The organism is Mesorhizobium sp. M0991 (assembly GCF_040318915.1).
Classification (GTDB): domain Bacteria; phylum Pseudomonadota; class Alphaproteobacteria; order Rhizobiales; family Rhizobiaceae; genus Mesorhizobium.
Genome location: NZ_JAMYNE010000008.1, coordinates 145,766 through 169,896, shown reverse-complemented (window position 1 = coordinate 169,896; position 24,131 = coordinate 145,766). Strand labels below are relative to the sequence as shown.

The following is a 24,131-nucleotide window of genomic DNA, read 5'->3' as shown; positions in this document are numbered from 1 at the left end:
GCAGCACCTCGCCAAAGTTTCGCTTGTCGAACGTCTGGCCACAAACGGGGCAGAACTCGAAAAACCCTGCTTCGTCGTTGGCCGGCGTCGCGTGGCGCTTGGCCCTGGTGCCGGGTGCGGGGTTGTTGGATCGATCTCGTCTCACGTTGGTCGCCACCGCGCGTAACTTTGATGGGGACGGGCGGACAGCCGATCGGGGTGACCGGTGGGCCGCCGGACCTAACCGGCTGCCAACGGCGCTGCCGGCTACGAGCGAATTATAGCCCGTTTCATGCGTCATTAGTAATTCAATAAAATGATAGTGTTCCGTTCCTCTAGCTCGTCTAGCCGCCAGACCGGGCGCGTTCATTGCCCCTATGATGCGGACTCTGGTGGACAATCTGCCCTAAGGGGGACGGATGGACACTCGAGGTCAAGTTCGACTTCGTGATCGATGACGCCGATATTCGCATTCTCACTCGCCGCGTTGTCGATTGGACGACGAAGTAGGCCGAGTAAAGTGAGCCCATCAACCTACGAATCTAGTGTCAGGAGTTCTAAAGTAAGGTAGACGACGTCCGAACACGCCTCCGAGTCCGGATGATCGTACCGCCGGCGTCCTTGAAGATGGTTTTATAGACGACCGCATCATCTAGATATAGATATCAGGGAAGCGTCCCGCTGCGTGTGCCGTTGGGCGACGGGTGTAGCCGAGCTCGAGCTTGCGTTTGTGGCCTTCGTGCGCCAGCCGAGGCCTACATCCTTCACACTCGAGGGCGATTGTAGCGATGATTCTGGACCTCGCATCCGTCGCGACCTCGCCCGACTGAAGATACTCATTAAGGTCAATGTTGTCGGGCGACCCGTCCTAAAAATCTAGAAATCAAATAATTAGAAGATCTGGTAGCAGGAGCGCGCTGCCGCCTTTGCCATACTCCGGAGTATCAGTTCCGGCTTCGCTGCTGCGGCTGAACGAACGGAGCCTATCCCGGATCTTCGCGTGCCGATTTTTTACTCGCTTCCCGCCAACGACAACCCACGGGCGCGCTCGCATAGCAGGGCAAGCAATTCGCTGCGCCGCGCTTCCGGTGTGTCGACGGGCAACACGAAGCAAAGCGTCTTGTTGATGGCCCCGTTGCCGTCGCGGATGGGCGCGGCCATGCACCACGTGAAGCGGTCGGCCAGAGCAGCCGTCTCGCTGAAACCTTGCTGGCGCGCCAGAGCGACATCGCCGAAGAACTCGGCTGGTGCAATGACGCGGCCGTCGGGAAGCTTGTAGTCGCCAGGCGCAATGAAGTCCCGTATTTCCTGCTCGCTCATATGGCCGAGCAGCAACCTTCCGGACGCCGTCCACGGGATCGGAACCTCGACTCCGACATCGCTTGAAATCCGGAACGGGCCAGGAGAGTCCCTGCAATCAAGGACGACGTATTTGTTCCCGCGCAGGCCACACAGTTGGACGGTCTCGCCCGTCTCCGCGGCTAGTCTGTCCAGGGTTTCGATGATGCGCCGGTAATGGGCATTATGATGTGAGTAGGCCCAGCCGAACAGATGCATCGCCTTTCCGAAATAGACATAGCCTTCCGTTCCGACGTTCTCGAGCATTTCGGCTTCCAGCAGGCTGTTGACGATTTCATAAGTGGTTGAACGCGGCGCCCCGATCATCTTGGCGATGTCGCCGACGCGCATCGGCGCGCGGTGCCGCAGAAGGGCCTCGAGTAGCATGATGACGCGGTCGATCCCGCGACGCCGTTCGCCATTGCGCGGCTCGGCGCCGGCTTCCGTTTCAATTAGACCAGTGACGCCATCGCTCATGTAGGCCGCACCCGCGCAAAAATCATTTCGGCCCTCGTCTCAAGACGCTTGAAAGATGTCAAGGCTCAGTCTAGCATCCCCTTTGTCCGATATACAGGCTTATTGTCTGAGATATCGGACAATAACGAGCCAGGCGCAGTAAGTCCTGACGAGAAAAACGGGCGGTTTCCGATACGGGAACCGGCGGGTTTTCTCGTCCCGACCCCGCACGTCCAGGCATAACTTCAGAAGGGAACAATCATGACGAAATCATCGTTTTTCGCATCCGCCAGTGCCCTTTGCCTCGGCCTTCTCCTCAGCCTCGGCGCCGGGTCGCAGGCCAACGCCTCGGCTAAATGCATCAAGGGCGATCGCAAAGCGCCATATACGATCGGCTGGGCCAATATCTATTCAGTGCCGACCTGGATGAAGCAGACACAGGGCACGATCGAAGCCGAAGTCGAGACTTTGAAGAAGCAAGGCTTGGTCGACAAACTCGTCGTGACCGATGCCCAGGGCGACGCCAACGTCCAGATTCAGCAGATCCAGTCGATGATCGATTCCGATGTCGATGCCATCATCCTGATCGCTGGTTCGTCGACCGCGCCGGCGCGCGTGCTGGCGGACGCCTGCGCCAAGGGCATCGCCATCATCAACTTCGACAGCCTCGTCGATACCGACCAGGTGACCGCCAAGGTCAACACCGATTCCTCACAGTGGGGCGACCAGGCGGCCAAGTTCCTGATCGACGCCATCGGTGGCAAGGGCAAGATCCTCATCCTCAATGGCCCAGCCGGCGTTTCGGTCAGCGACGACCGGCGCAAAGGCGCCGATGCCGAGCTTAAGGCCCATCCCGATGTGAAGGTGCTTGCCGAGACGAACACGCCTTACAATGTCGCGCCCGCCCAAGAGGCCGTCACCAGCCTACTTTTCGCCAACCCCGAAATCGACGGCATCCTGTCGCTGGGCGGCGCGTTGTCGGCGGGCGCCGTGCTCGCGCTCGACAAGCAGGGCCGCGACCAGGTGCCGATCACCGGCGAGAATGCGCGCCAGTTCCTCGAACTGTGGAAGGAAAAGGGCCTGAAGAGCTGGGCGACGATGCAGCCGAACTGGCTCGGCGCCTTCGCCACCTACACCGCCGTCCAGGCACTGGAAGGCGAGGATGTGCCGGCTTTCGTCAAGATCCCGTTGCCGGTGATCGACAATTCCAACATCGACGAATACCTCGCCCGGGCGAAGGATTTCCCGGCTGACGGTTATATCTATTCGCCGTACGATGAGGATCTATTTAAGAAGCTGCTGGCCCAGAAATAAGCCTGAAGGGTTGTAGCATTGACAACCACGGCTCCGCTTCTCGCCGCGCGGGGGGTGTCGAAGTCCTTCTTCGGCAACCCCGTTCTGCGCAACGTTTCCATCGCTCTCCAGCCGGGCCGCGTGCATGCGCTGCTGGGCGAGAACGGCGCAGGTAAGTCGACACTGATCAACCTTTTGTCCGGCGCCTTGCGCCCGGACGGCGGGGCGATCGAGGTCGATGGGCGCCCGGTCTCGCGCATGATCCCCGCCAATGCGCGACAGGCCGGGATCGCTGTTGTCCAGCAGGAACTGAGCCTGACGGCCAGCTTGTCCATTGCCGAAAACATCGGGCTCGGTGCCTATCCCAAACGGTTCGGCTTGATCGACTACAACGAGCTTGCCGTCCAGGCCAAAGCCGCATGCGATCTTGTCGGGCTTTACGAACCGCTGTCTACGCCGGTGGGGCACCTGTCCCTCGGCCGCCGGCAGATGGTGGAGATCGCCAAGGCGCTTTACCGCCGGCCGCGCGTGCTCATTCTCGACGAACCCACCTCATCGCTATCGGCAACTGAGACAAAAATCCTCACCGACCTGCTGGAGAGGCTTCGGGGCGAGGGCATCGCTATTCTCTACATCTCACACCGACTGAACGAGGTGATGACGCTGTGCCAGCATGTCACCGTGCTCAAGGACGGGACCTGCACGGCGGACTGCTCGCTGGAAGGAACCGATGCCGCCGGGCTGGTACGGCTGATGGTCGGCCGCGACCCCGGCGATCTCTTTCCACGATGGCGGCCTTCGCCATCGCCGGCCGACGCCATCTCGGTACGTAAATTTTCGGCCGGCCTGATGCGCGACGTCGATCTCGACATCAGGACGGGCGAGGTGCTTGGCATTGGCGGCCTGGTCGGGCAGGGGCAGGAAGATCTGCTGCTTGGCCTCTACGGCGCGATCCCCGCCAGGACGGTATCCGCGACGGTTAACGGTGTTTCGGGTTTGCCCCGTAGCGTGCCGAACGCCAATGCGCTCGGCCTCGCTTATGTCCCGGCTGACCGCAAGCGCGAAGGCCTGCACCTGATCCATCCCATCATCACCAATATGATGCTGCCCGCCTTCGCAAGGCTGCCGGCGCTGAAGCTGCGCAGCCGGCGTGCCGAGCGCGATATGGCAAGGGGTCTCGCCGCCCAGCTTGCCATCAAAGGCGACCTCGACCGCCCGGCGCAGGCACTCTCAGGTGGCAACCAGCAGAAGGTCGCGCTGGCGAAATGGATGCCACACGAGCCGCTTGTGCTTCTCCTCAACGACCCGACGCGCGGCGTCGATGTCGAGACCAAGCGTGAGATCTACATGATGCTTCGCAAACTCGCCGCCGCCGGCAAGGCGATCGTGCTACTCAGTTCCGACACACCCGAACTGGTGCACCTTTGCGACCGCGTCGGCGTGGTCCGCGAAGGCCGCATCGTGGCCATGCTCGAGCGCGAGGCACTGAGCGAGGAAGCCATCGTTTCCGCCGCAATGGGCGCCGAACAGCAGAAAGTTGCGGCATGAGCGCGGTTGCATCCTCAAGCCAAGCCGGCGCGCTCTACTGGCCGGTTCAGCTGCGCCGCAATGTCGGCGTGCGCAGCCTGTTCGCTGTGGTCCTGGCGTTCGTCATTGCCTACGGTTCCCTGTTTCCCGGCCTCTTGACAGCGTCTGGTTTCGCCAAATTCACCCAGAGCTGGTTTCCGCTGGCGCTGGTCGCCATGGCCCAGGCGATCCTCATGCTCACCGGCGGCATAAGCCTGGCCATCGGCGCCATGGTCAGCCTGGGCGCGGTGATCGCTGCGACGACGATGACTGGGCCGCTGGGCGTAGCCGGCGGTGCCGCTGAGGTGGCGCTGACCGGTCTCGGCATCGGTGCCGCGATCGGGTTCATCGTCGTGAAACTTCGGTTGCCGGCGATCGTGGTGACGCTCGCTGGCTCCTTCATTATCGGCGGCGCTGCGCTGCTCATCCTGCCGAGGCCGGGCGGCGCCATACCCGAGTGGCTGTCGGACCTGCTTGCCGGCAACACGCCGGCGGCATTCGTGCTGCTGGTACTCATCGTGCTTTTGTGGAAACTCTATCTCGCCACGCCGCTTGGTTTGAGCATCTATGCTGCAGGCGAAAATCCCGTCGGCGCCTACCGCTCCAGCGTGCCGGTCGACGGTGCCCGGATCGCCGCCTACGCGATTAGCGGCCTACTTTGCACAGGCGCCGGCCTGTTCATCGCCGCGCAAACGGGTTCGGGCGATCCAGTCATCGGCACGGCGTTCACGCTGAATTCCATTGCCGCCGCAGTGCTCGGCGGCATCGGTTTCCTCGGCGGCCAGGGTACAATGCGCGGCGCTCTTGCGGGCAGCCTGCTGCTCAGCCTGATGATCAGTGTCATGTTCTTCCTCGGCTTCACGCCGGTCGCCCAATATGTCGCCCAGGGCCTCATCATCATCGGGGCGGTCGCCATCCCGCAATTCCGCAAGGTGCAGCAATGACAGCACGGAAAGACAGCGTGAGCGGCAGGCGCGCACTGACGATTCTGCGCAGCCGGCCCTTCCTTACGATCGCTATAGTTGCGGCGGTATGGATCGCGGCGAGCTTCGCTTCACATGGCTTCGGCGCTTATGGGCATTTGCGCTATTTGGTTGAATTGGGCGCGGTGATCGGCCTGGTCGCGGCGGGCCAAACTTTCGTGGTGATTGCCGGCGGCATCGACCTTTCCGTCGCGGCGATCGTCACGGTTAGCGCTGTCAGCCTGCCGCTGCTTTCGTGGCAGGCGGATCCGACAGGGCTCACCGCCGTTCTTGCAGTTCTCACGTTGACGAGCGCAATCGGTCTGGTGAACGGGCTGGGCGTGGCGCTGTTGCGCGTTCATCCAATGATCATGACACTGGCGATGGCGACATTCCTGCAAGGTCTGCTGATCATCATCGCCGGCGGCAGTGCCGTGACCGCCGAGAACCCGCTGGTCCGCTGGCTCGGCAATGCGCGGCCGGTCGGTATTCCGGCAGGCGTGCTTTTGTGGGTGGTCATTTCAGTGATCGTTCTGACCACGATGCATGCGACATCCCTTGGCGCCCGGATATTCGCGATGGGCGCCAATCCGCTCGCCGCGGCGCTGTCCGGGGTTCCGGTCGCCTCGACCACGCTGGCGGTCTACGGCATCAGCGGCTTCTGTGCGGGACTTGCCGGTGTGTTGGTCCTCGGCATGAACGGACAAGGCTATGTCGGTATCGGCGATCCTTATCTGCTCGCCTCGATTGCCGCCGTGGTGCTTGGCGGCACCTCGATCCTCGGCGGGCTCGGCACCTATGCCGGCACCATCCCCGGCGCCATCCTGCTGGTTACGATCACGGCGCTGATCACCGTGGTCAACGCATCGCCCGGCTGGCGCAGTATCCTGTTTGGGTCCCTGATCCTGGGGCTGCTGCTTCTCTCAGGCAGAGAGCAGGCCCGCCGATGACATATCGTCCAGCCGATAAATGCGCCGTGCATTGCCGTAGAACAGTGCCGTCTGCTCGTCCGCGGAAAGCTCTCCTGCAATGGCCTTGAAGCTGTCATACACCGCATCGAACGATGCATGCAGGCCGGCGACCGGAAAGTCGCTGCCGAACATCGCGCGCCGCGTACCGAAACAGTCGATGCAATGCATGACAACCGACCTTAGGCTGTCGAGCGTCCAATCATGATCGTAGGCGACCAGATCCGATATCTTGATGGCGACGTTCTCGCGCTCCGACAAAAGCCGCAGCCCTTCGCGCCACACCCGCATCCCGTCCGCATCGCGATCGATCGGGCTGCCGCAATGGTTGAGAACAAAGAGCTGGTCCGGAAAGGCCGCTGCAAGGCGCGCCGCGCCGGTGAGCTGGCGCGGAAATACCATCAGGTCGAAAACCAGCCGGCGACGCCCAAGCAGGGACAGGCCGGCACGCCAGGCCGGATCGTCCATGATGCCGTCACGGGCGGCAAAACGACGGGCGGGATCCGGATCCCAGCTCAGTATGTCGCGTACGCCGACGACACGGTCGAATGCCGCCTGCGCCTGGACCAGCGCCGGCGCTTGGCGGTTCGCCAGAGGTACGTGAACGACATAACGGGCGGCCACGCCGCGCGACTTGTCGAGGGTTTCAAGCCACCGCGTTTCACCGACGCAGTCATCCCCGGCCCAACCGGCTTCAACATGGACGGTGGCGACGACACTGTGCTGGCCGGCGTCGCGCAAATAATCTTCAGGAAGGTAGTTTCGCCGCAAGGGGCCAAGCTCGCCCAGACCGCCGCGTTCGCCAGCCGTGGGCGTGAGCCAGGGATGGCGGCCGAGGCCGAGATCCCAAAGGTGATGGTGGGCATCGATGATCGGTCCGCAGTAACGCTTTGGCACGCATCTCTCTCATGGTGTGGCCGGCATCGGAAATCGATCCGGACTTCATCCTGCGAAAGCGAAAGGACTAGCATCGGATGACCGAAAACTCACCCGTACTGTCGCTCGCGACCCGTGAAAATTTCCTGCTCGACGATCGTATCCGCGGCGTGCCGCCTGGCACCCTCGGGCTGGACAGCAGCTTTGTCGCATCTGAGCGCTGGCATCCAGCGCATGGACGTATGTCGTTGCCGGTGTTGACCCTCGACGAGGAGGCCTTCATCGCCAATCGTGACCTGTTCCTGGGGTATGCGCGAGAACAGGGCGCCGTGATCGCCCCGCATGCCAAGACCCCGATGGCGCCTGACCTTGCCCGGTCGCTGATCGAGGCCGGAGCATGGGGCACGACCGTCGCCGACATAAGGCCGGCCACAGTGATGCTCAGAGCCGGGCTCTCTCGGCTGATCATCGCCAATGAGGTCGGTGGACCAGGTGGTGCAAACCGACTTGCTGTCCTTGTCGGCGCCTGGCCAAGCGCCGAGTTCTACGTTTTTGCCGACTCTCTCGATGCCGTGAATGCGCTTGCTAAAGCTTGGCGCGCCAATGCGACGCTGCCGCCATTGCGCGTGCTCGTCGAACTTGGTGCGGGGAGGGCAGGCGCCCGGACCACCGGCAAAGCCGAGGCGATCGCCGACGCGGTTGTAGCAGCCGGCGGGCGGCTGCTGATCGCCGGGGTCGCAACCTACGAAGGTGCCGCGGCGCAAGCCGATCCTGGCCGCACCGATGAGGCGATATCCGCCCTGTTGGCAATGACAGCCGATATGTTCCTGCGGCTCCGCGCCCGCGTCGGCGGCGACACCCCGCTGATCGTCACCGCCGGCGGCTCGGTGTACTTCGACAAGGTGGTCGGAGCGCTTTCGCCCCTCGTCTCCAGGGACGGCAATGCCACGTTGGTGCTGCGCAGCGGCGCCATCTTCTTTCACGACCATGGCGTCTACGACAGGTCGCTCGGCGCACTCGATGCCCGCGACGGTTTTGCGATCGGCGGCGTCAGTGCTTCCGCACGAAATTCCTTCCATCCGGCTTTGCGCCTGTGGGCCGAGGTACTGTCGCGGCCGGAGCCCGGCCTTGCTATCTGCGGTATGGGCATGCGCGACGTGTCGTTCGACCAGGGCTTTCCGAAGGTCGTGACCATCTTTCGTGCCGGCAAGCAGCTGCCGAAAGCGCGTGCCGAGGTCTTCAAGCTCAACGACCAGCACGCCTTCCTGGAAATTGCGTCGGGCGACGATATTGCCGTTGGTGACGTCGTTGAATTCGGCATCTCGCACCCCTGCACCTGCCTCGATCGCTATCGCGTGATCTTCGGCGCCGACGCGGCCGGGTATGTCCGCCACGCCTTTCCTACCTATTTCGGCTGAGCAGATATCGCGGCCACTTCCAAAAAAGAGAACCTCGAAAGGATCTGATATGATCAAGTACTTCCAGTCCGGCTCCCGCATGTCTCAGGCGGTCGCCTATGGCGGCCTTGTGCACATCGCAGGCCAGGTGGCAGACGACCGCAAGGCCGGCATCGAGGGTCAGACGAACGACGTGCTCTCCAAGGTCGAGGCGCTCCTTGTTGAGGCCGGCAGCAGCAAGTCGAGGCTAGTGGCGATCAATATCTTCCTGCCGCAGATCGCCGACTTCGATGCCATGAACAGCATCTACGATGCCTGGGTGGATCCTGCGCGCCTGCCGGCGCGCGCCTGTGTCGAGGCGCGTCTCGCCGATCCCGACCTCCGCATAGAGGTCACTGCGATCGCAGCTGTCTGAGCCGCCGCCATGCACACCGGCCTCAGCCATACGCTCGACTTCGACCGGGACGGCAAGACACTCGGCCATCTCAGCATTCCGTTTTCGATCGACCGTTCGCCCTATTTCCAGGTCAAGGTCCCGATCTGCCTTGTCCGCAACGGCGAAGGCCCGTCGGTGCTTCTGATGGCCGGCAATCACGGCGACGAATATGAAGGCGAGCTGTCGCTGGCAAAGCTGGTGCGCCGGCTCGATCCCAAGCGGATCAAGGGTCGCGTCACCATCCTGCCGACGGCGAACGTGCCGGCGGTGATCGCCGCAAAGCGCTGCTCGCCACTCGACGGCGGCAATCTCAACCGCGCCTTTCCGGGCGACCCGTCAGGCACGCCAACAAGCCGGCTTGCCAATTTCCTGGAGATGGAACTGTTTCCCCGCCACGACGTCATCTTCGACATTCATTCTGGCGGCACCTCGATGGAGCATCTGCCGACCGCGCTGGTCGAGCACAATACCGATCCCGACCGGCACCGGCGCGGTGTGGAGCTGATGCGGACGCTCAGCATGCCCTATGGGTTCGTGGCCGACAACGGCCAGGCCTCACCGACCTCCATGGGTGCGGCGCGCCGGGCCGGCGCCATCGGCGTCAGCGGAGAGTTCGGCGGCGGTGGCACTGTCACGGTCGATACTATGGAGATTACCGCCCGCGCACTCGACGCCCTGATGGCCGCCTTGGGAGTGGTTGAGGCGCCGGTTCTTGCACCGGCAACCGGGCCTTCGGCGCCGACGCGGCTTCTTTCGTTGTCTCGGCACAGTCAGGGCCTTTATGCCACAAGCCGTGGTTGGTTCGAGCCGGCAGTCAGGCTGGGCGACAGCGTGACTTCAGGCCAACTGGCGGGCTGGTACCACGACCTCGAACGGCTCGACCTCGCCGAGCAAGCCCTGCACTTCGTCGAAAGCGGCATTGTGCTTTCGCGGCGGCTGCACACGATGTGCGAGGCGGGAGACTGCCTCATGCAGGTCGCCGAGCCGGTCGACTGATAAGAAGCCCTCCCGACCATACGCCCATATCGGGATCAAGACTGAGGATAACCGGATGCAACTGTCCATGTGGACCTATCCTTGGGATGTCCAGGATCTGGGCTTGGAGACGGTCGAGCGCGATCTTGTCGAGCGTGCCGGGCTCAACATGATCAGTCTGGCGACTTCCTATCACGCTGGCCGGTTCCTGCAGCCGCGCAGCCCGCGCCGGAAAGCCTATTTTCCGGAAGACGGAACCATCTATTTCAAGCCAGATGCGGCACGCTGGGCCGACCTTGCCATCCAGCCCAAGGTGGCGGACGTGATCATGGAAGGCGGCGATGTGCTTGGCGACCTTGTCCGCCGGCGCGAGGTGGGCGGGCTCGGCGTTTCGTGCTGGACGGTCTGCTTGCACAACACCCGGCTCGGCATGCTTCATCCGCAGGCCGTAACCCGCAACGCCTTCGGCGATCCCAACTACTACAATCTCTGCCCATCACATCCGGATGCGCGCGCCTATGTCCGCGCGCTGATCGCCGATATCTCGCACAGCTACAGGCCAGACCGGATCGAGCTTGAAAGCCCTTCCTTCATGGGCTTCGCCCACGAATACCATCATGAGAAAGATGGTGTCGGGCTGACGCCGGAAGTCGATTTTCTGTTGTCGATATGTTTTTGTCCGTCCTGCCTTGCGCGCGCGGCCGGGGCCCGCGTCGACGGCGAAGTAGCGCGCAAGCTCGTCGGGCAATGGATCGTCGAGACCTGCGAGCGCGCCGTGCCCGAACGGCGCTTTCCAGATTTTCCGGGGAGCGGCCTCGACACTTTTTTGCCATGGCCGGAACTCCATGGCTACCTGCAGTGGCGGTTCGAACCGGTGACCAGCCTGGTCGCCGAACTGCGCGAGGTGGCCAATCCGGCGACCCGCGTTGTCATCATCGATTTGAAAGACGGTTGGCTTGGCGGCTGCGATCTCGCGGCGCTCGGCAAGGTCTGTGACGGGGCAATCCTGTGTGCCTACGACATGCAGCCCGGCGAGGTCGCCAGACTGATGGCAGCCGGACGCGCAGCCCTTGGCGCGGAAAAATTCCTCGGCGCCGGCTACCGGCTGTTCTATCCGGAAATGGCAGGCCCCGATATCCTCACCGCCAAGGTGAAACCTGCGATGGCGCCGGATGTCGACGGCATCAATTTTTACAATTACGGCCTTGTCCCTGCCGCACGACTCGATTGGCTGAGTGCCGCACGATCCGTTTGAAAAACCGATCCGTTGCCTCAGTCTGCTAGGACTGACCTCGCTTTGCCTTGGAGCTTTATGAGCGTGCCGACTATTCGCTTCGGTCACATTGGCCGGCGGCGGCCGGACAAGCTGAAAGCATGGCTGTGAAGGTCCATGGGGATCTAAGATTATACGCTCTAGCGTATTTTAGTCTTTATACGCTTCCGAGTATACGTAGCGGCGGTGCCGCCTTCGTCAGGCCGGACGGCTTTGTCGCGTGGCGGTCAACGCACGGTGTGCTTGATCCTGTACAGGTGCTTATCGAAACACTTGATGGGTTCGGTTTCCGCACGGAGGCGCACGAACACTATCGGTGAACGGCGGCGAGTGCGGATGCCTCCCGCCTTCGGGCATGACTTCCTTGCCGATGCCATCACTGGGAATGACAGCGATGCCAGGCGCTTGCTCCTTTTCCTACTCGTTGTCGCCGAGTAGGGCCGTGCAAACCGCTTCGGTGACCTTGTCGGTGGTGGCGGTTCCGCCGAGGTCGGGCGTGTGCAGTGAGGCGTCCGCCGTCACGCGCTCGATGGCGCGCATCAGGCGCGCCGCGGCAGCCGGCTCGCCGAGATGCTCCAGCATCATCACCGCCGACCAGAACGTGCCGACCGGATTGGCGATGCCCTTGCCGGTGATGTCGAAGGCCGAGCCGTGGATCGGCTCGAACATCGACGGAAACCGCCGCTCGGGGTTGAGGTTCGCAGTCGGCGCGATGCCGATCGATCCGGCAAGTGCGGCCGCAAGATCCGACAGGATGTCGGCGTGAAGGTTGGTCGCGACGATCGTGTCGAGCGAGCACGGATTGAGCGTCATGCGCACCGTCATCGCGTCGACCAGCATTTTGTCCCATGCAACATCCGGAAAATCAGCCGCGACCTCATGCGCGATGTCGTCCCAGAGCACCATGCCGTGACGCTGGGCGTTCGACTTGGTGACCACCGTCAACAGCTTTCGCGGCCGTGACCGCGCCATCTCGAAGGCGAAGCGCATGATGCGCGTGACGCCGGCGCGGGTGAAGATCGAGACCTCGGTTGCAACTTCCTCAGGCAGGCCGAGATGCGAGCGCCCGCCCTGGCCGGCGTACTCGCCTTCCGAATTCTCCCGAACGATGACCCAGTCGAGATCCCCTGCCGTGACGCCGCGAAGCGGGCTCTCGATACCGGGCAGGATGCGGGTCGGGCGCACGTTGGCGTATTGGTCGAAGGGCTGGCAGATCGCGAGCCGCAACCCCCAAAGCGTCAGATGGTCGGGCACGTCTGGCGCGCCGACGGCGCCGAAATAGATCGCGTCGAAGGCCTTCAGCCGCTCGGTGCCGTCCTTGGGCATCATCACGCCGTTCAGCTTGTAGTAGTCCGAGCCCCAGTCGAAATGCTGCACCTCGAGACTGAAACCGCCGTCGCGCGTGGCGCAGGAGGCCAGCGCACGAAGGCCGGCCGCTACGACTTCCTTGCCGATCCCATCGCCTGGAATGGCCGCGATCCTATAGCTTCGCATTGGTCCAGTCCTCCTCTTGTGGCGCTAAACTCGCATGGACCATCGTGCTGGCCTTTGGCAGTGGGGCCGAATGCCCCCATTACCGCAAATGGTCAATCAAACCGTTCAGCAGGAGCAGCAACGCCCCAGCGACGACAGCCGCGGCCGCGTCGTCCAGCATAATGCCGGCCCCACCCCTTACCTTGTCATGCATGATACGGATGGGCCAAGGCTTGACGACGTCGAAAAACCGGAAAGCAAGGAAGCCTGCTGCCCACCAGAGTGGGTCGATCGGAAGCATGGAAAGTGTCGCGGCGGCGCCGAAGGTCTCATCGATGACGACGATCTGCGGATCCTCCGTCCCGGTACCGGAGATAACATGCGATGACGCCCATACGCCAACGGCGAACAGGGCCGCATAGGCAAGCACGGTCAGCCAAGGCGATGCAGGTATCAGAGCTGCGGCAACAGCCACTCCAACCATTGCGCCGACCGTGCCCGGCCATACTGGAGATAATCCCGCGCCAAGAGAGGTCGCGAGCAGGTAGGCAAACCTGGGTGAAAATTTATGCATCGAGTTTCGGCCGGCTTCCGACGGATGGCAAGCAATCATAGTCACATCGTTCGGGTGCGGCCGCCAGACCGCCGGTCGATTTGCTCCGTCAGCTTTGGCGAGCGCCTTAATCCGCCGGCCGCATCCGCCAAAAAGAAATCGCTGTTGCGGCGGGTTGAGAACGTTGCTGAGCCAGTTCTCCGTCTGCGTTGACCAAGTCGAACGGTGGCGACGGTGGAACAAACCCGCAAATTGCTGGTAAAGCTCGGTGAAACGACATCATCAGAGGAGCCGCCATGATCGCCTGTCTCATGAAAAGTCGCATCGACCCGCTATGGGAGCAGGCCGCCTCTCCGCTGATCGGGATCGGCATGACGCCGAACCAGGTTACGGCTAGCGGGCTCGTGCTCGTCGCCTTGTCGTCGGCCGCCTATGTCTATCACCATTCAAGTCTTGCCTTTGGCCTTTGCCTGGCGTTTGCCTTCACCTTCGACGCGCTGGACGGTGCGGTCGCCCGCCGGACAAATATGAGCACCAAGGCCGGTATTTCGACGCTGTCGTCGACCGCTATCAGGAATTGGCCGTCTTTGCGGCAATCGGCTGGGTCGCCGATCTGTGGGCGATCGCAATGTTCGCGTTCGCCGGCGGGATACTCACAAGTTACGCCAAGGCACGGACGGCGCTGGAAATTCCCGTAGAAAACCATGGTTGGCCGGATTTCTTCGAGCGGATGGAACGTCTGGTGTTCATTTGCGTGCTGCTCGCCGCCGACGGAGTCGCGACCGCCATGGGCGCGGCTTCGCCCTGGATTCTGGCGGGTGGGTTCGCGCTGTACGCAGTGCTGGCCAACGCCACAGCGCTACAACGGATCAGTCGTGCATTTACGATGCTTAAACGAGCCGACGGCAACCAGCCGTGAGACCGCAAGAACGCTTGCATTCAGCCTCATGTGAGGCTATATACTGCTTCATATGAATGGGAAGCAGAGATGTTAGCATTTGGAAATATAGCCGACGTGCTGGGGCTGTCGCCCAAGGAAACGGCTGCACGGTCGCCATTCGGGCTGATGGCTCGAATTGAAGGCGGATTGCCCATCGGCGCGCTCGAACGCGTCTCACAATTGCTGGCACCGGCCGATGCCCAATTCAAATACCGCCTCGTTCCAAAGGCAACCTATGAACGTCGGAAGAGGGGCGCTCTTCGACTGTCTTCGGAGGAGGGCATGCGGGTGGCACGGGTGGCTCGTGCATGGGACTTGGCCCTCGACGTCTGGAAGATCGAAGATGAGGCTCGTGACTTTCTATTTCGACCTCATCCCATGCTGGAAGACCGACGCCCGATCGAAATGGTCATCCGAAACGAGATCGGCGCCGAGCTGGTGATCGATATCCTTGCAGGCCTGAAATACGGCACTGCCGCTTGACGGCGCAGATACTCGATCGGACGCTGCCGTGCTTCAGGATCGGCGATCCTGCCGGCACCTATCCGATCTTTGACGCGACGGGCTCGACGATCGCGCCCGGCCGCTGGAACACGCCTGGCAGCCCAGTGATTTACACTAGCGAGCACTATTCGACAGCGTTGCTGGAAAAGCTGGTGCACGGCAGCGGCAGACTGCCGCCCAACCAGCACTACGTCCAGATCATGGTTCCGCGCGGACTAAGCTACGAGATATTTTCGCAGCCGTCGCTGCCGGGGTGGGATATGATGCCGGCAAAGGTGAGCAAGGAATTCGGCGAGACGTGGTATGTCGAGCGCCGCAGCGCGATCTTGATCGTGCCAAGCGTCGTGGCTCGCCTCGACAACAACGTGTTGATCAATCCGACCCATCCGGAGTTTGCCTTGATCACAGCCAGCCTGCATCAACCCGTATATTGGGACAGTCGCCTGTTCGGCTCCTGAGCAGGTCAGGAGGGGCAGGTTCTTGCCTGTGGCGTCGATTGTTCAAACTCGTCAGCGCCAGGCCAAGCCTGGGGCGACATGGGTCAGAATCGCCTCGATGACATGGGCGTTGTAGTCGACCCCGAGCTGGTTGGGGACGGTAAGCAGCAGCGTATCGGCCTCGGCGATGGCTTCGTCGCCCTTTAGCTGCTCGATGAGGACGTCCGGTTCGGCGGCATAGGAGCGGCCGAAGACGGCGCGCCTGTCTGCCTCGATGTAACCGAACTGATCTCCGCTCTCATTGCCGCCGAAATAGGCGCGGTCGCGATCGTCGACCAAGGCAAAAATGCTCCGGCTGACCGACACCCGCGGCTCGCGCGTGTGTCCGGCCGTCTTCCAGGCCTCACGAAAAGCCCGGATCTGTTCGGCCTGCTGGATGTGAAACGGCTTTCCGCCTTCATCGAATTTGAGCGTGGAGCTTTGCAGGTTCATCCCCAGCTTCGCCGCCCATTCCGCCGTGGCGTTGGTGGCGGCGCCCCACCAGATGCGGTCGCGCAGGCCCTCCGAGTGTGGTTCAACGCGAAGCAGGCCGGGCGGGTTGGGAAACATCGGCCGCGGATTGGGCTGCGCAAAGCCTTTGCCCAGTAACACTTCGAGCAGCACTCCGGTGTGTCTGCGGGCCATGTCGGCATCGCTCTCGCCCTCTTGCGGGGCGTAGCCGAAGTAGCGCCATCCCTCGATCACCTGCTCCGGCGAGCCGCGGCTGATGCCCAGCTGCAGACGCCCTCCGGCGATTAGGTCGGCGGCGCCGGCGTCCTCGGCCATGTAGAGCGGGTTCTCATAGCGCATGTCGATCACCGCCGTGCCGATCTCGATTCGGCTGGTCTTCGCCCCAACCGCTGCCAGCAGCGGGAAGGACGAGGCGAGCTGGCGCGCGAAGTGATGCACGCGGAAATACGCGCCGTCCGCACCCAGCTCCTCGGCCGCGACGGCCAGCTCGATGGACTGCAAAAGCGCGTCGGATGCCGTCCGCGTCTGCGATTGCGGCGAGGGCGTCCAGTGCCCGAACGAGAGGAAACCAATCTTCTTCATGAGAACCAGCCTAAAGGGGAGCCAGGTGCAGACTATGCTGCGGCGCGCAGCAAAGCATCGCAAAATCGGTGCCGATGATCGCCTGCCTTGACGCGCAAAGCTTGAATCGGCGGTTGTTGATCAACGATGCCGACCGTGCCGAGCTGCCGTCGGACGCGAGTCTAGGAAGGCGCCGCGAATGCGAGCGCTATCGCGATGATGATCAACAGCGGCCCCATCCATTTAAAATGGGTTCCAAAGTTGGTCCACCATGCCTGCTGTTGGCCCGGGCGAGCTTGAGAGGGGTTCGAGAGAAATCCGAAGCCGACGCCAGCCATCCACAACCCGGCGCAGAACATGATGAACTCGTCGATGTATTCCGAGACCACGCTTCGAAACTTTCGAATTTATGCCGCCGCTACATGCGCCGAATTCGAGCCGATATAGTTACGGATCGTTTCGATGATCCGGTCCTGGTCAGCCTCGCTCAGATAGGGATGCATCGGCAGGCACAGGATGCGCTTCGGCAGCTCTTCCGAAACGGCAAGGCCGGTCGGCGTGCGCGGATAATCGCGATAGGCAATCTGGCTGTGCAGCGGTTTCACATAGTAGATGACCGACGGAATGCCCTTTTCACCGAGATGTGCCTTGAGCCCGTCGCGTTTCGGCGTTTCGATGGCGTATTGCGCCCAGGCCGAGCGGCCGCCGCCCAGATTGCGCGCCGCCTTGACGATATCGCCGAGACCTTCGGCATAGCGATTGGCGACCGCTTGCCGCGCCACCATCTCGTCCTCGAGGATGGCCAGCTTCTCTATCAGGATCGCCGCCTGAAGCGTGTCGAGCCGTGAATTGATGCCGACGCGGACATTGTCGTATTGCGTTTCGCCCTTTCCGTGAAAGGCGAACGAGCGCAGCTGTTCGGCCAGCGCATCGTCATTGGTGAACATCGCACCGCCGTCGCCATAGCAGCCGAGCGGCTTTGCCGGATAGAAGCTGGTCGAGCCGACGGTGCCGAACGAGCCGCACATCTTGCCGTGAGCCGAGCCGCCGGTCGCCTGCGCCGCATCCTCGATGACCATCAGGCCTTCGCGATCGGCGATGGCCATGATCGCCTCGTAATCGGCGGCGAGGCCGAACAGGTCAACGGGAATGATTGCCTTCGGCCTCAGCCGGCCCTCCGCCTTGATCATGGCGATTGCCGCCTCGAGGCTGGCGATGTCGATATTGTAGCTGTCGGCATCGACATCGACGAACACCGGTTCGGCCTTGGTCAGCGCCACCACTTCGGCCGTGGCGGCGAAGGTGAAGCTCGGCACGAACACCGCGTCGCCGGGGCCGATGCCGGCGGCAAACAGCGGCAGCAGCAGCGCATCGGTGCCGTTGGCGCAAGCGACCACATGCTTGGTGCCGATATAGGCGGCGAGCTTGTTTTCGAATTCGGTGACCTGAGGTCCGAGAATATAGCGGCCCTCGTCGACAACTCGGTCGATTGCCGCTTTCAGCCTGTCGCGGATGCGTTCGCGCTGCGCGCCAAGATCGATGAACTGCATGTCGGCCTCAAACGGTTTTAGCCAGATAACCGGCCGCTGGTAGCAGACTTGGCATTGCCGAGAAAGCCGCAGGGCAAAACCCTGAATTGCTCAAGTGTCGCAGCCTGTTACCTCTGATTTCCGATCTGCCCTCTTAAACGCGGGGAAATCCGGGCTTCGGCCGGCCTGATACAGGCTTCGCATCCCGCCCGCCAGGCTGGGCGAAACATAAAGTGATCGCCGGTGAGCAGTCCATGGGCTGCGCACCAGCCGGTCAAGCGAGTTCATGCCGCCATGGTGGATTGGCGCCGGCCCGCGATACCGTCACCGCTGCGGCCTTGGCGCCGAGCGTCAGCGCCTTTTGGATGGCATCTTCCGGCAGGCTGGCGATTGCCGTCTTCGACAGCAGACCCTGTTCGTGCAAGGAAGCAAGGATGCCGGCGTTGAATGTGTCGCCGGCGCCGACCGTATCGACCACCTCGACCTTGTCCGGTACGACGGTGACCCGGTGCTGGCTGCTGTAACCGACCGCGCCCTCGCTGCCATGGGTGACGACGATCAGCTTCGGACCGCGGTCCAGCCAGTTCCGGACCACGTCCTCATGCGAGCCGGCTTCGCCGAACCAGTTCAGATCCTCGTCCGACAGTTTCACGACGTCGGCCATCGCCATCATGTTGCGGATGCGCCTGAGGTGCCTGGCCTTGTCGGGAATGAAGTTTGGCCGGATGTTGGGGTCGAGCATCATCACGCGGCGCTCGTGCTCGCGTCGCATGAACTCCTCATAGGCCGACCCGGCCGGTTCCGAGATCAGGCTGATGGCGCCAAACAGCATCGCCTCGATCTCGCTGCCGAGTTCCGGCAGGTCCTCGATGGTCAGCATGCGCCCGGCGGTGTTCTCGTCATAGAATGTGTAGGTCGCCTGGCCGTTGGTGAGGCGCACGAAGGCGAGCGTAGTCGGCCGCGGCGAGGTGTGTGCATAGGTGGAACTGACCTTGCTGGCCCCCAGCGCCTCCCTGAGCTGGCCCCCGAACAGATCCGACGACAGGCCGGAGAAGAAGGCAGCGGGCGCGCCGAGCCGGCCAAGCGCAATTGCCGAGTTGAAGACGGCACCGCCGACATAGGGCGCAAAGGCCGGCTCGCCCTCCGTCGTGGTGCGGGGCAGCATGTCGATCAGGGCTTCGCCGCAGCAGAGGATCATGAAGTCTTGCTTTCCGGCGGATAGATCACGCCCTTGCGGATGATGATGTTGGCATAAAGCCGCGGCTCGCTCGTCGCGACGATCGCGTGCGCGGCCTTGACCCGTGCATAGAAGTCGGCGCCGGCAAGCGCAACCACCTTGCGGCCCGGCGCACGCCTGGCGCAGATCGCTTCCATCTCGTGGTGAACCGGATCGGCGAGCAGGGGATCGCCTTTGGCCGAGGCGCGAAACAGCGCCTGCGGCACGGCGTCATCGACCGGCAACACGCTCAATACGGCATCCAGCACCGGGACGAGATGGTGACCGTCGGCGCGGATCAGCCGCTGTGCCTGCTGCTCGGCCGGGTAGTTGCCGTCGACAAGGGCGATCTCGTCGCCATGGCCCATGGCGCGCAATATCGCCAGAAGCTCCGGGCCGAGCAGCGCCGGGATGCCGATCAGCATGCTCAGAAGCTCCGGGAAATCGTGGTCGAGCTGATGAGAAAGCGCTCCGATAGCGGCAGGCTGGCGCCACCTAGCGCTCGCGCATGGATGCCGACCGTTCCCTCGCGAACGCCCGGCAGCCTCAGGCCTTCGCCGTCGATCCTGCCGATAGCTTCGATGACGGCGCCGACGAGCCGGCGGCGCACGGCGAGCGGCATCCATCCGTCGATCACCGCGGCTTCGAAATCGATGACAGAGGACGCCGCAACGATGGCATAGGCGAGTGCCTGCGAGGCGCTGGTGATCCAGTCGTCGAGCTCGGCGCCGATCTCGCCCCAGTCCTGCGGTGAGGTCCACAGATGCGAGGCCTCGACGCCGCGCGCGTTGAGCGCCTTTTCCAGCATGGCGATCGACGCCACGTCGATCAGCTGGGTCGGCTTGCCGTCCGGCCCGGGCACCGGCATCGAGCCCAGCGCGCCGGCATTGCCGGTTGGGCCGCCAAAAAGCCGGCCATTGAGCACGATGCCGCCGCCGGCAAAGGCGCCGATATAGAAATAGACGAAATCGCGCGCCGCGCCCGCCGCCTGGCCGAACACGAGCTCGGCGCCGCAGGCCGACGTTGCGTCGTTTTGCAGATAGACTGGAAATTCGCATTGCGCCTGGATATCGGCGCGAATATCGCGATGGCGCCATTCGTCCATGATTTCGCGCGGCGCGCCGGCGGTGTCGGCCCAGTTCCACAATTCGAACGGCATGGCGATTCCAAGCCCGGCAATGCGCTTGTCCTGCCCCGGGGTGAGTTCGCCGCGCATCTTCTTCATACCGCTTGTGACGAATTCCACCGTCTCGCGCGGCGCCGGATAGCGGTAGGAATGCTGCAGCATCGAGCGTACGTTGCCGAGGAAATCGATCAGCACCAGTTCGGCGCTACGGCGGCCGATCTTCAGGCCGATGAAATAGGCGCCGTCGGGATTGAGCGCCATGGGTATCGAGGGCTGTCCGATCTTGCCGCGCAACGGCGCTTGGCGAACGAGCAGGTCGTCCTCCTCCAACTCGCGCATGATGACCGAGACTGTCTGCGCCGAAAGGCCCGTCATGCGTGCAATGTCGGATTTGGCCAGGCTGCCGTGCTGGCGCACCAGCGACAGCACCAGCCGCTCATTTTGGTCCCGCATGCCGCTTTGATTGGTGCCGCGGTGCAGACGGCTTTCGGCCGCATCGGGCGAGCCGTGCCTCGTAATGCCGGTCTCCACCCTGTTCCTCCCGTCGTTTCCCCTCAAATGCTTTTGGTCTAGAGTGAGTGAACAATCCTGCGTTGTCAATAATAAATAAGAGTGATTTAATTATTGACAGTGCTGGCGGACTGGTGTCTCTTGACGTCGGCGTCGACGCTGGGAGATTTCGTCGGACGCGCTGCAGATGTCGGTTGGCCGGCATCCTAAATGGTTCCATGGGAGGAAAATCGTGACCACGTCAAAACTGTTGAAATCCACCGTGTTTGCCGCGGCTGGACTGAGCCTGATGGCTTTTGCATCGACGGCATCGGCCGCCGGGGTCGGCGCCTGCTTGATCACCAAGACCGACACTAATCCCTTCTTCGTCAAGATGAAGGAAGGTGCCGCCGCGAAAGCCAAGGAAATTGGCGTCGACCTGAAGTCCTACGCCGGCAAGGCGGAAGGTGACAACGAGGGCCAGGTTGCGGCGATCGAATCCTGCATCGCCGACGGCGCCAAGGGCATTTTGATCACCGCCACCGACACTGCGGCCATCGTGCCGGCGGTGAAGAAGGCGCGCGATGCAGGGGTGCTGGTGATCGCTCTCGACACGCAGCTCGAGCCTGCCGATGCCGCGGATGCGACGTTTGCGACCGACAATTTCAAGGCCGGCGAGCTTATCGGCTCCTGGGCAAAGGCTACCTTGGGCGACAAGGCCAAGGATGCGCACATCGCCTACATGGATCTGATCGCCAGCCAGCCCTCCGTCGACGTCCAGCGTGATCAAGGCTTCATGAAGGGCTTCGGCATCCACCTCGGCGATCCCAAGAAGATCGGCGACGAAACCGACGCACGCAACGTCTGTCATGATCTGTCGAGCGGCAATGAGGATGGCGGGCATACTGCCATGGAGAATTGCCTCCAGAAGGATCCGGATATCAACGTCGTCTACACCATCAACGAACCTGCGGCCGCGGGCGCCTACCAGGCGCTGAAGGCAGTCGGCAAGGAGAAGGACGTCCTGATTGTCTCGGTCGATGGCGGCTGCCCTGGTGTCAAGAACGTTGCCGAGGGCGTGATCGGCGCCACTTCACAACAATATCCACTGCTCATGGCCTCGCTCGGCATCGAAGCGATCAAGACCTTTGCCGACACCGGCAAGAAGCCGGAGCCGTCGCCCGGTCTGGATTTCTACAACACCGGCGTCACGCTGATCACCGACAAGCCTGCCGCCGGCATCGAATCCATCGACACGAAGCAAGGCCTCAGCAAGTGCTGGGGTTGATTTGATCCCCTGATCGGCTCAACTTCAAAACAACAATAGAGAATGTGGAGCGGTTTCGGCCGCTCCACATCACAGGCGGGGAGGCCGACTTGAGCGTAGAAACAACCAGGAGCAAGGGACCGCAGGAATTCGAGACGGTCCTGGCCGCCAGCGACGCCAGCGTCGCTTCATTCGAGACGCATTCCCGCTCGACATTGGAGAGCATCCAGCACCGCTTGCACAAAAGCCCCGCCATGGTGCCGCTGATCATCCTGCTCATCTCGGTGGTTCTGTTCGCAGCCGTCGTCGGTGGCCGCTTCTTTTCTCCCTTCACCCTCACCCTGATCCTCCAGCAGGTGGCGATAACAGGCATGGTCGGCATCGCGCAGACACTGGTGGTGCTCACCGCCGGCATCGACCTGTCAGTCGGCGCCATCATGGTGCTGAGCTCGGTTGTTATGGGCCAGTTTGCCATGCATTACGGTGTTCCAGCGCCGGTCGCCGTTGCCGTCGGGCTGCTTGTCGGCGCGATTTGCGGCTTGATCAACGGCATTCTCATCGCCTGGGTGAAACTGCCGCCCTTCATCGTGACGCTCGGCACCTGGTCGATCTACGCTGCCATCAACTTCATCTATTCCGGCAACGAGACCATCCGCAGCCAGGATCTCGAGGCGACGGCACCGCTGCTGCAGTTTTTCGGCGGCTCGTTCAGGATCGGCGGCGCCGTTTTCACCTATGGCGTGCTGTTGGTGCTGATCATGGGGGCAATTGCCTGGTACGTGCTCAATCACACGGCATGGGGCCGGCATGTCTACGCAGTCGGCGACGACCCGGAAGCCGCGGAACTGTCGGGGGTGCGCGTCAGCCGGATGCTGGTCACGGTCTATACGCTGACTGGCATCATTTGTGCCATCGCCGGCTGGGCCTTGATCGGACGTATCGGATCGGTCTCGCCGCAGGCTGGGCAGTTCGAGAACATCAATTCGATTACCGCCGTGGTGATTGGCGGCACATCGCTGTTCGGCGGCCGCGGTTCCATCCTCGGGACCATCTTCGGTGCGCTGATCGTCGGGGTGTTCGCGCTCGGCCTCAGGCTTTGGGGGACAGATCCCCAATGGACGCAATTGTCCGTCGGCGCCCTTATCATCATCGCTGTTGGTATCGACCAGTGGATCAGGAAGATCTCGGCATGAACCAGACTCAGGAACCGATCCTTACCGCCCGCAGCCTGGTCAAGCGCTACGGCCGCGTCACCGCTCTCGACAGCGCAGACTTCGACCTCTATCCGGGCGAAATCCTTGCTGTCATCGGCGACAACGGCGCCGGCAAGTCGTCGCTTATCAAGGCGATTTCCGGAGCCGTCACCCCTGACGAAGGCGAGATCCGGCTTGAAGGCAAGCCTATTGCCTTCAAATCGCCGATGGAGGCCCGCGAGGCCGGCATCGAGACGGTCTATCAGAACCTGGCTCTGTCGCCGGCGCTGTCCATCGCCGACAACATGTTCCTCGGCCGCGAGATCCGCAAGCCGGGCTTTCTTGGCAGCTGGCTGCGCATGCTCGACCGTCCGGCGATGGAAAAGCGTGCCCGCGACAAGCTCACCGAGCTTGGCCTGATGACCATCCAGAACATCAGCCAGGCGGTGGAAACGCTCTCGGGCGGCCAGCGTCAAGGTGTGGCGGTGGCGCGCGCCGCCGCCTTCGGCAGCCGGGTGGTGATCATGGATGAGCCGACGGCGGCACTTGGTGTGAAGGAGAGCCGGCGCGTGCTCGAATTGATCCTCGACGTGAAGAAGCGGGGCCTGCCGATCGTGCTGATTTCACACAACATGCCGCATGTCTTCGAGGTGGCGGACCGCATCCACATTCACCGGCTCGGCCGTCGCCTGTGCGTCATCGATCCGAAGCAGTATACGATGTCCGACGCGGTCGCCTTCATGACCGGCGCCAAGGTGCCGCCAGAAGCGGCGCTGGCGGCTTGAGCAAGAATTTGAGGCCCATCGCCGAGGGG

Annotated in this window: 24 protein-coding genes and 1 pseudogene; 15 read left to right on the top strand and 10 right to left on the bottom strand. The window is 62.6% G+C overall.

Translation table 11 applies throughout. From position 1 onward, the window contains the following. Nucleotides 1–990 precede the first annotated feature (990 nt). Nucleotides 991–1,794 carry an IclR family transcriptional regulator gene (locus NKH70_RS14720; RefSeq protein ID WP_353025523.1) on the bottom strand — a complete coding sequence of 268 codons (804 nt, stop codon included), beginning with the start codon at nucleotides 1,792–1,794 and terminating at the stop codon, nucleotides 991–993. Between the two features lie 240 nt (nucleotides 1,795–2,034). Between NKH70_RS14720 and NKH70_RS14715 the strand changes: the two genes are divergently transcribed. From NKH70_RS14715 to NKH70_RS14700, 4 genes are read left to right on the top strand one after another with little or no spacing between them, the layout of a single operon-like run. Further along, nucleotides 2,035–3,087: an ABC transporter substrate-binding protein gene (locus NKH70_RS14715; RefSeq protein ID WP_353025521.1), complete on the top strand. Its 1,053-nt coding sequence runs from the start codon at nucleotides 2,035–2,037 to the stop codon at nucleotides 3,085–3,087. An 18-nt stretch (nucleotides 3,088–3,105) separates the two neighbouring features. Next, a complete protein-coding gene (locus NKH70_RS14710; RefSeq protein ID WP_353025520.1) occupies nucleotides 3,106–4,614 on the top strand; it encodes a sugar ABC transporter ATP-binding protein in 1,509 nt (502 codons plus the stop codon). Continuing rightward, complete coding sequence (locus NKH70_RS14705) at nucleotides 4,611–5,576, top strand: ABC transporter permease (protein ID WP_353025519.1); 966 nt, start codon at nucleotides 4,611–4,613, stop codon at nucleotides 5,574–5,576. The genes NKH70_RS14710 and NKH70_RS14705 overlap by 4 nt, the downstream gene beginning before the upstream one ends. Continuing rightward, nucleotides 5,573–6,544: an ABC transporter permease gene (locus tag NKH70_RS14700; protein ID WP_353025518.1), complete on the top strand. Its 972-nt coding sequence runs from the start codon at nucleotides 5,573–5,575 to the stop codon at nucleotides 6,542–6,544. The genes NKH70_RS14705 and NKH70_RS14700 overlap by 4 nt, the downstream gene beginning before the upstream one ends. Here NKH70_RS14700 and NKH70_RS14695 read toward each other — a convergent pair. After that, a complete protein-coding gene (locus NKH70_RS14695) occupies nucleotides 6,518–7,459 on the bottom strand; it encodes an amidohydrolase family protein (protein ID WP_353025516.1) in 942 nt (313 codons plus the stop codon). The two genes, NKH70_RS14700 and NKH70_RS14695, sit on opposite strands and share 27 nt — an antisense overlap. A gap of 77 nt (nucleotides 7,460–7,536) precedes the next feature. On the opposite strand from NKH70_RS14695, the gene NKH70_RS14690 reads away from it, so the two are divergent. From NKH70_RS14690 to NKH70_RS14675, 4 genes are read left to right on the top strand one after another with little or no spacing between them, the layout of a single operon-like run. Further along, nucleotides 7,537–8,856 (top strand): alanine racemase, encoded by a 1,320-nt coding sequence (locus NKH70_RS14690; RefSeq protein ID WP_353025515.1) that lies wholly within the window; start codon nucleotides 7,537–7,539, stop codon nucleotides 8,854–8,856. Between the two features lie 49 nt (nucleotides 8,857–8,905). Continuing rightward, nucleotides 8,906–9,250: a RidA family protein gene (locus NKH70_RS14685; protein ID WP_353025513.1), complete on the top strand. Its 345-nt coding sequence runs from the start codon at nucleotides 8,906–8,908 to the stop codon at nucleotides 9,248–9,250. Nucleotides 9,251–9,259: 9 nt separating this feature from the next. Then, nucleotides 9,260–10,267, top strand: coding sequence for a succinylglutamate desuccinylase/aspartoacylase family protein (locus NKH70_RS14680; protein WP_353025512.1), 1,008 nt, complete (start codon nucleotides 9,260–9,262; stop codon nucleotides 10,265–10,267). 55 nt (nucleotides 10,268–10,322) lie between these two features. Further along, a complete protein-coding gene (locus tag NKH70_RS14675; protein ID WP_353025510.1) occupies nucleotides 10,323–11,501 on the top strand; it encodes a hypothetical protein in 1,179 nt (392 codons plus the stop codon). 435 nt (nucleotides 11,502–11,936) lie between these two features. Here NKH70_RS14675 and NKH70_RS14670 read toward each other — a convergent pair whose 3' ends face one another. After that, the gene (locus tag NKH70_RS14670; RefSeq protein ID WP_353025508.1) at nucleotides 11,937–13,013 is read right to left on the bottom strand and encodes a tartrate dehydrogenase; all 1,077 of its coding nucleotides are present in this window, start codon (nucleotides 13,011–13,013) and stop codon (nucleotides 11,937–11,939) included. A 79-nt stretch (nucleotides 13,014–13,092) separates the two neighbouring features. Continuing rightward, a complete protein-coding gene (locus tag NKH70_RS14665) occupies nucleotides 13,093–13,605 on the bottom strand; it encodes a phosphatidylglycerophosphatase A family protein (protein WP_353025506.1) in 513 nt (170 codons plus the stop codon). A gap of 236 nt (nucleotides 13,606–13,841) precedes the next feature. Between NKH70_RS14665 and NKH70_RS14660 the strand changes: the two are divergent. The 4 genes and pseudogenes from NKH70_RS14660 to NKH70_RS14645 form a co-directional block, all read left to right on the top strand. Next, nucleotides 13,842–14,078, top strand: a pseudogene (locus tag NKH70_RS14660) (CDP-alcohol phosphatidyltransferase family protein); the annotation flags it as partial. A gap of 44 nt (nucleotides 14,079–14,122) precedes the next feature. Then, entirely contained in the window at nucleotides 14,123–14,464 is a 342-nt protein-coding gene (locus NKH70_RS14655) for a hypothetical protein (protein WP_353025576.1), read from the top strand. Between the two features lie 69 nt (nucleotides 14,465–14,533). After that, on the top strand, nucleotides 14,534–14,968 hold the full coding sequence (locus NKH70_RS14650; protein ID WP_352570002.1) for an antitoxin Xre-like helix-turn-helix domain-containing protein: 435 nt from the start codon (nucleotides 14,534–14,536) through the stop codon (nucleotides 14,966–14,968). Then, nucleotides 14,965–15,447: an RES family NAD+ phosphorylase gene (locus tag NKH70_RS14645; RefSeq protein ID WP_352832712.1), complete on the top strand. Its 483-nt coding sequence runs from the start codon at nucleotides 14,965–14,967 to the stop codon at nucleotides 15,445–15,447. Before NKH70_RS14650 ends, NKH70_RS14645 begins: the two co-directional genes overlap by 4 nt. A 51-nt stretch (nucleotides 15,448–15,498) precedes the next feature. On the opposite strand, the gene NKH70_RS14640 is transcribed toward NKH70_RS14645, so the two are convergent. The 6 genes from NKH70_RS14640 to NKH70_RS14615 all read right to left on the bottom strand — a co-directional run bounded on the left by NKH70_RS14640 (nucleotide 15,499) and on the right by NKH70_RS14615 (nucleotide 20,899). Further along, nucleotides 15,499–16,518, bottom strand: coding sequence for an LLM class flavin-dependent oxidoreductase (locus tag NKH70_RS14640; RefSeq protein WP_353025505.1), 1,020 nt, complete (start codon nucleotides 16,516–16,518; stop codon nucleotides 15,499–15,501). A gap of 161 nt (nucleotides 16,519–16,679) precedes the next feature. Further along, nucleotides 16,680–16,886, bottom strand: a complete 207-nt coding sequence (locus tag NKH70_RS14635) for a hypothetical protein (RefSeq protein WP_352832718.1) — start codon at nucleotides 16,884–16,886, stop codon at nucleotides 16,680–16,682. An 18-nt stretch (nucleotides 16,887–16,904) separates the two neighbouring features. Further along, nucleotides 16,905–18,047 (bottom strand): DegT/DnrJ/EryC1/StrS family aminotransferase, encoded by a 1,143-nt coding sequence (locus tag NKH70_RS14630; protein ID WP_352454268.1) that lies wholly within the window; start codon nucleotides 18,045–18,047, stop codon nucleotides 16,905–16,907. Between the two features lie 253 nt (nucleotides 18,048–18,300). Beyond that, nucleotides 18,301–19,224: a carbohydrate kinase family protein gene (locus NKH70_RS14625; protein WP_352977603.1), complete on the bottom strand. Its 924-nt coding sequence runs from the start codon at nucleotides 19,222–19,224 to the stop codon at nucleotides 18,301–18,303. Then, nucleotides 19,221–19,667 carry an RbsD/FucU family protein gene (locus NKH70_RS14620; protein ID WP_023679299.1) on the bottom strand — a complete coding sequence of 149 codons (447 nt, stop codon included), beginning with the start codon at nucleotides 19,665–19,667 and terminating at the stop codon, nucleotides 19,221–19,223. The genes NKH70_RS14625 and NKH70_RS14620 overlap by 4 nt, the downstream gene beginning before the upstream one ends. A 2-nt stretch (nucleotides 19,668–19,669) precedes the next feature. Then, a complete protein-coding gene (locus NKH70_RS14615; RefSeq protein WP_353025504.1) occupies nucleotides 19,670–20,899 on the bottom strand; it encodes an ROK family transcriptional regulator in 1,230 nt (409 codons plus the stop codon). Between the two features lie 229 nt (nucleotides 20,900–21,128). On the opposite strand from NKH70_RS14615, the gene NKH70_RS14610 reads away from it, so the two are divergent. The 3 genes from NKH70_RS14610 to NKH70_RS14600 all read left to right on the top strand — a co-directional run bounded on the left by NKH70_RS14610 (nucleotide 21,129) and on the right by NKH70_RS14600 (nucleotide 24,102). Further along, on the top strand, nucleotides 21,129–22,145 hold the full coding sequence (locus NKH70_RS14610; RefSeq protein WP_353025574.1) for a sugar ABC transporter substrate-binding protein: 1,017 nt from the start codon (nucleotides 21,129–21,131) through the stop codon (nucleotides 22,143–22,145). Between the two features lie 89 nt (nucleotides 22,146–22,234). Continuing rightward, nucleotides 22,235–23,317, top strand: a complete 1,083-nt coding sequence (locus NKH70_RS14605; protein ID WP_353025502.1) for an ABC transporter permease — start codon at nucleotides 22,235–22,237, stop codon at nucleotides 23,315–23,317. Then, on the top strand, nucleotides 23,314–24,102 hold the full coding sequence (locus NKH70_RS14600) for an ATP-binding cassette domain-containing protein (RefSeq protein WP_352665846.1): 789 nt from the start codon (nucleotides 23,314–23,316) through the stop codon (nucleotides 24,100–24,102). The genes NKH70_RS14605 and NKH70_RS14600 overlap by 4 nt, the downstream gene beginning before the upstream one ends. The last annotated feature ends 29 nt before the right edge of the window (nucleotides 24,103–24,131 follow it).

Bases quoted from the DNA above. Each gene is read 5' to 3' on its own strand.
- NKH70_RS14685 (WP_353025513.1), top strand. From the start codon at position 8,906: ATGATCAAGTACTTCCAGTCCGGCTCCCGCATGTCTCAGGCGGTCGCC.
- NKH70_RS14600 (WP_352665846.1), top strand. From the start codon at position 23,314: ATGAACCAGACTCAGGAACCGATCCTTACCGCCCGCAGCCTGGTCAAG.
- NKH70_RS14630 (WP_352454268.1), bottom strand. From the start codon at position 18,047: ATGCAGTTCATCGATCTTGGCGCGCAGCGCGAACGCATCCGCGACAGG.
- NKH70_RS14715 (WP_353025521.1), top strand. From the start codon at position 2,035: ATGACGAAATCATCGTTTTTCGCATCCGCCAGTGCCCTTTGCCTCGGC.
- NKH70_RS14690 (WP_353025515.1), top strand. From the start codon at position 7,537: ATGACCGAAAACTCACCCGTACTGTCGCTCGCGACCCGTGAAAATTTC.
- NKH70_RS14640 (WP_353025505.1), bottom strand. From the start codon at position 16,518: ATGAAGAAGATTGGTTTCCTCTCGTTCGGGCACTGGACGCCCTCGCCG.
- NKH70_RS14625 (WP_352977603.1), bottom strand. From the start codon at position 19,224: ATGATCCTCTGCTGCGGCGAAGCCCTGATCGACATGCTGCCCCGCACC.
- NKH70_RS14665 (WP_353025506.1), bottom strand. From the start codon at position 13,605: ATGATTGCTTGCCATCCGTCGGAAGCCGGCCGAAACTCGATGCATAAA.
- NKH70_RS14705 (WP_353025519.1), top strand. From the start codon at position 4,611: ATGAGCGCGGTTGCATCCTCAAGCCAAGCCGGCGCGCTCTACTGGCCG.
- NKH70_RS14670 (WP_353025508.1), bottom strand. From the start codon at position 13,013: ATGCGAAGCTATAGGATCGCGGCCATTCCAGGCGATGGGATCGGCAAG.
- NKH70_RS14620 (WP_023679299.1), bottom strand. From the start codon at position 19,667: ATGCTGATCGGCATCCCGGCGCTGCTCGGCCCGGAGCTTCTGGCGATA.
- NKH70_RS14650 (WP_352570002.1), top strand. From the start codon at position 14,534: ATGTTAGCATTTGGAAATATAGCCGACGTGCTGGGGCTGTCGCCCAAG.
- NKH70_RS14680 (WP_353025512.1), top strand. From the start codon at position 9,260: ATGCACACCGGCCTCAGCCATACGCTCGACTTCGACCGGGACGGCAAG.
- NKH70_RS14675 (WP_353025510.1), top strand. From the start codon at position 10,323: ATGCAACTGTCCATGTGGACCTATCCTTGGGATGTCCAGGATCTGGGC.
- NKH70_RS14700 (WP_353025518.1), top strand. From the start codon at position 5,573: ATGACAGCACGGAAAGACAGCGTGAGCGGCAGGCGCGCACTGACGATT.
- NKH70_RS14720 (WP_353025523.1), bottom strand. From the start codon at position 1,794: ATGAGCGATGGCGTCACTGGTCTAATTGAAACGGAAGCCGGCGCCGAG.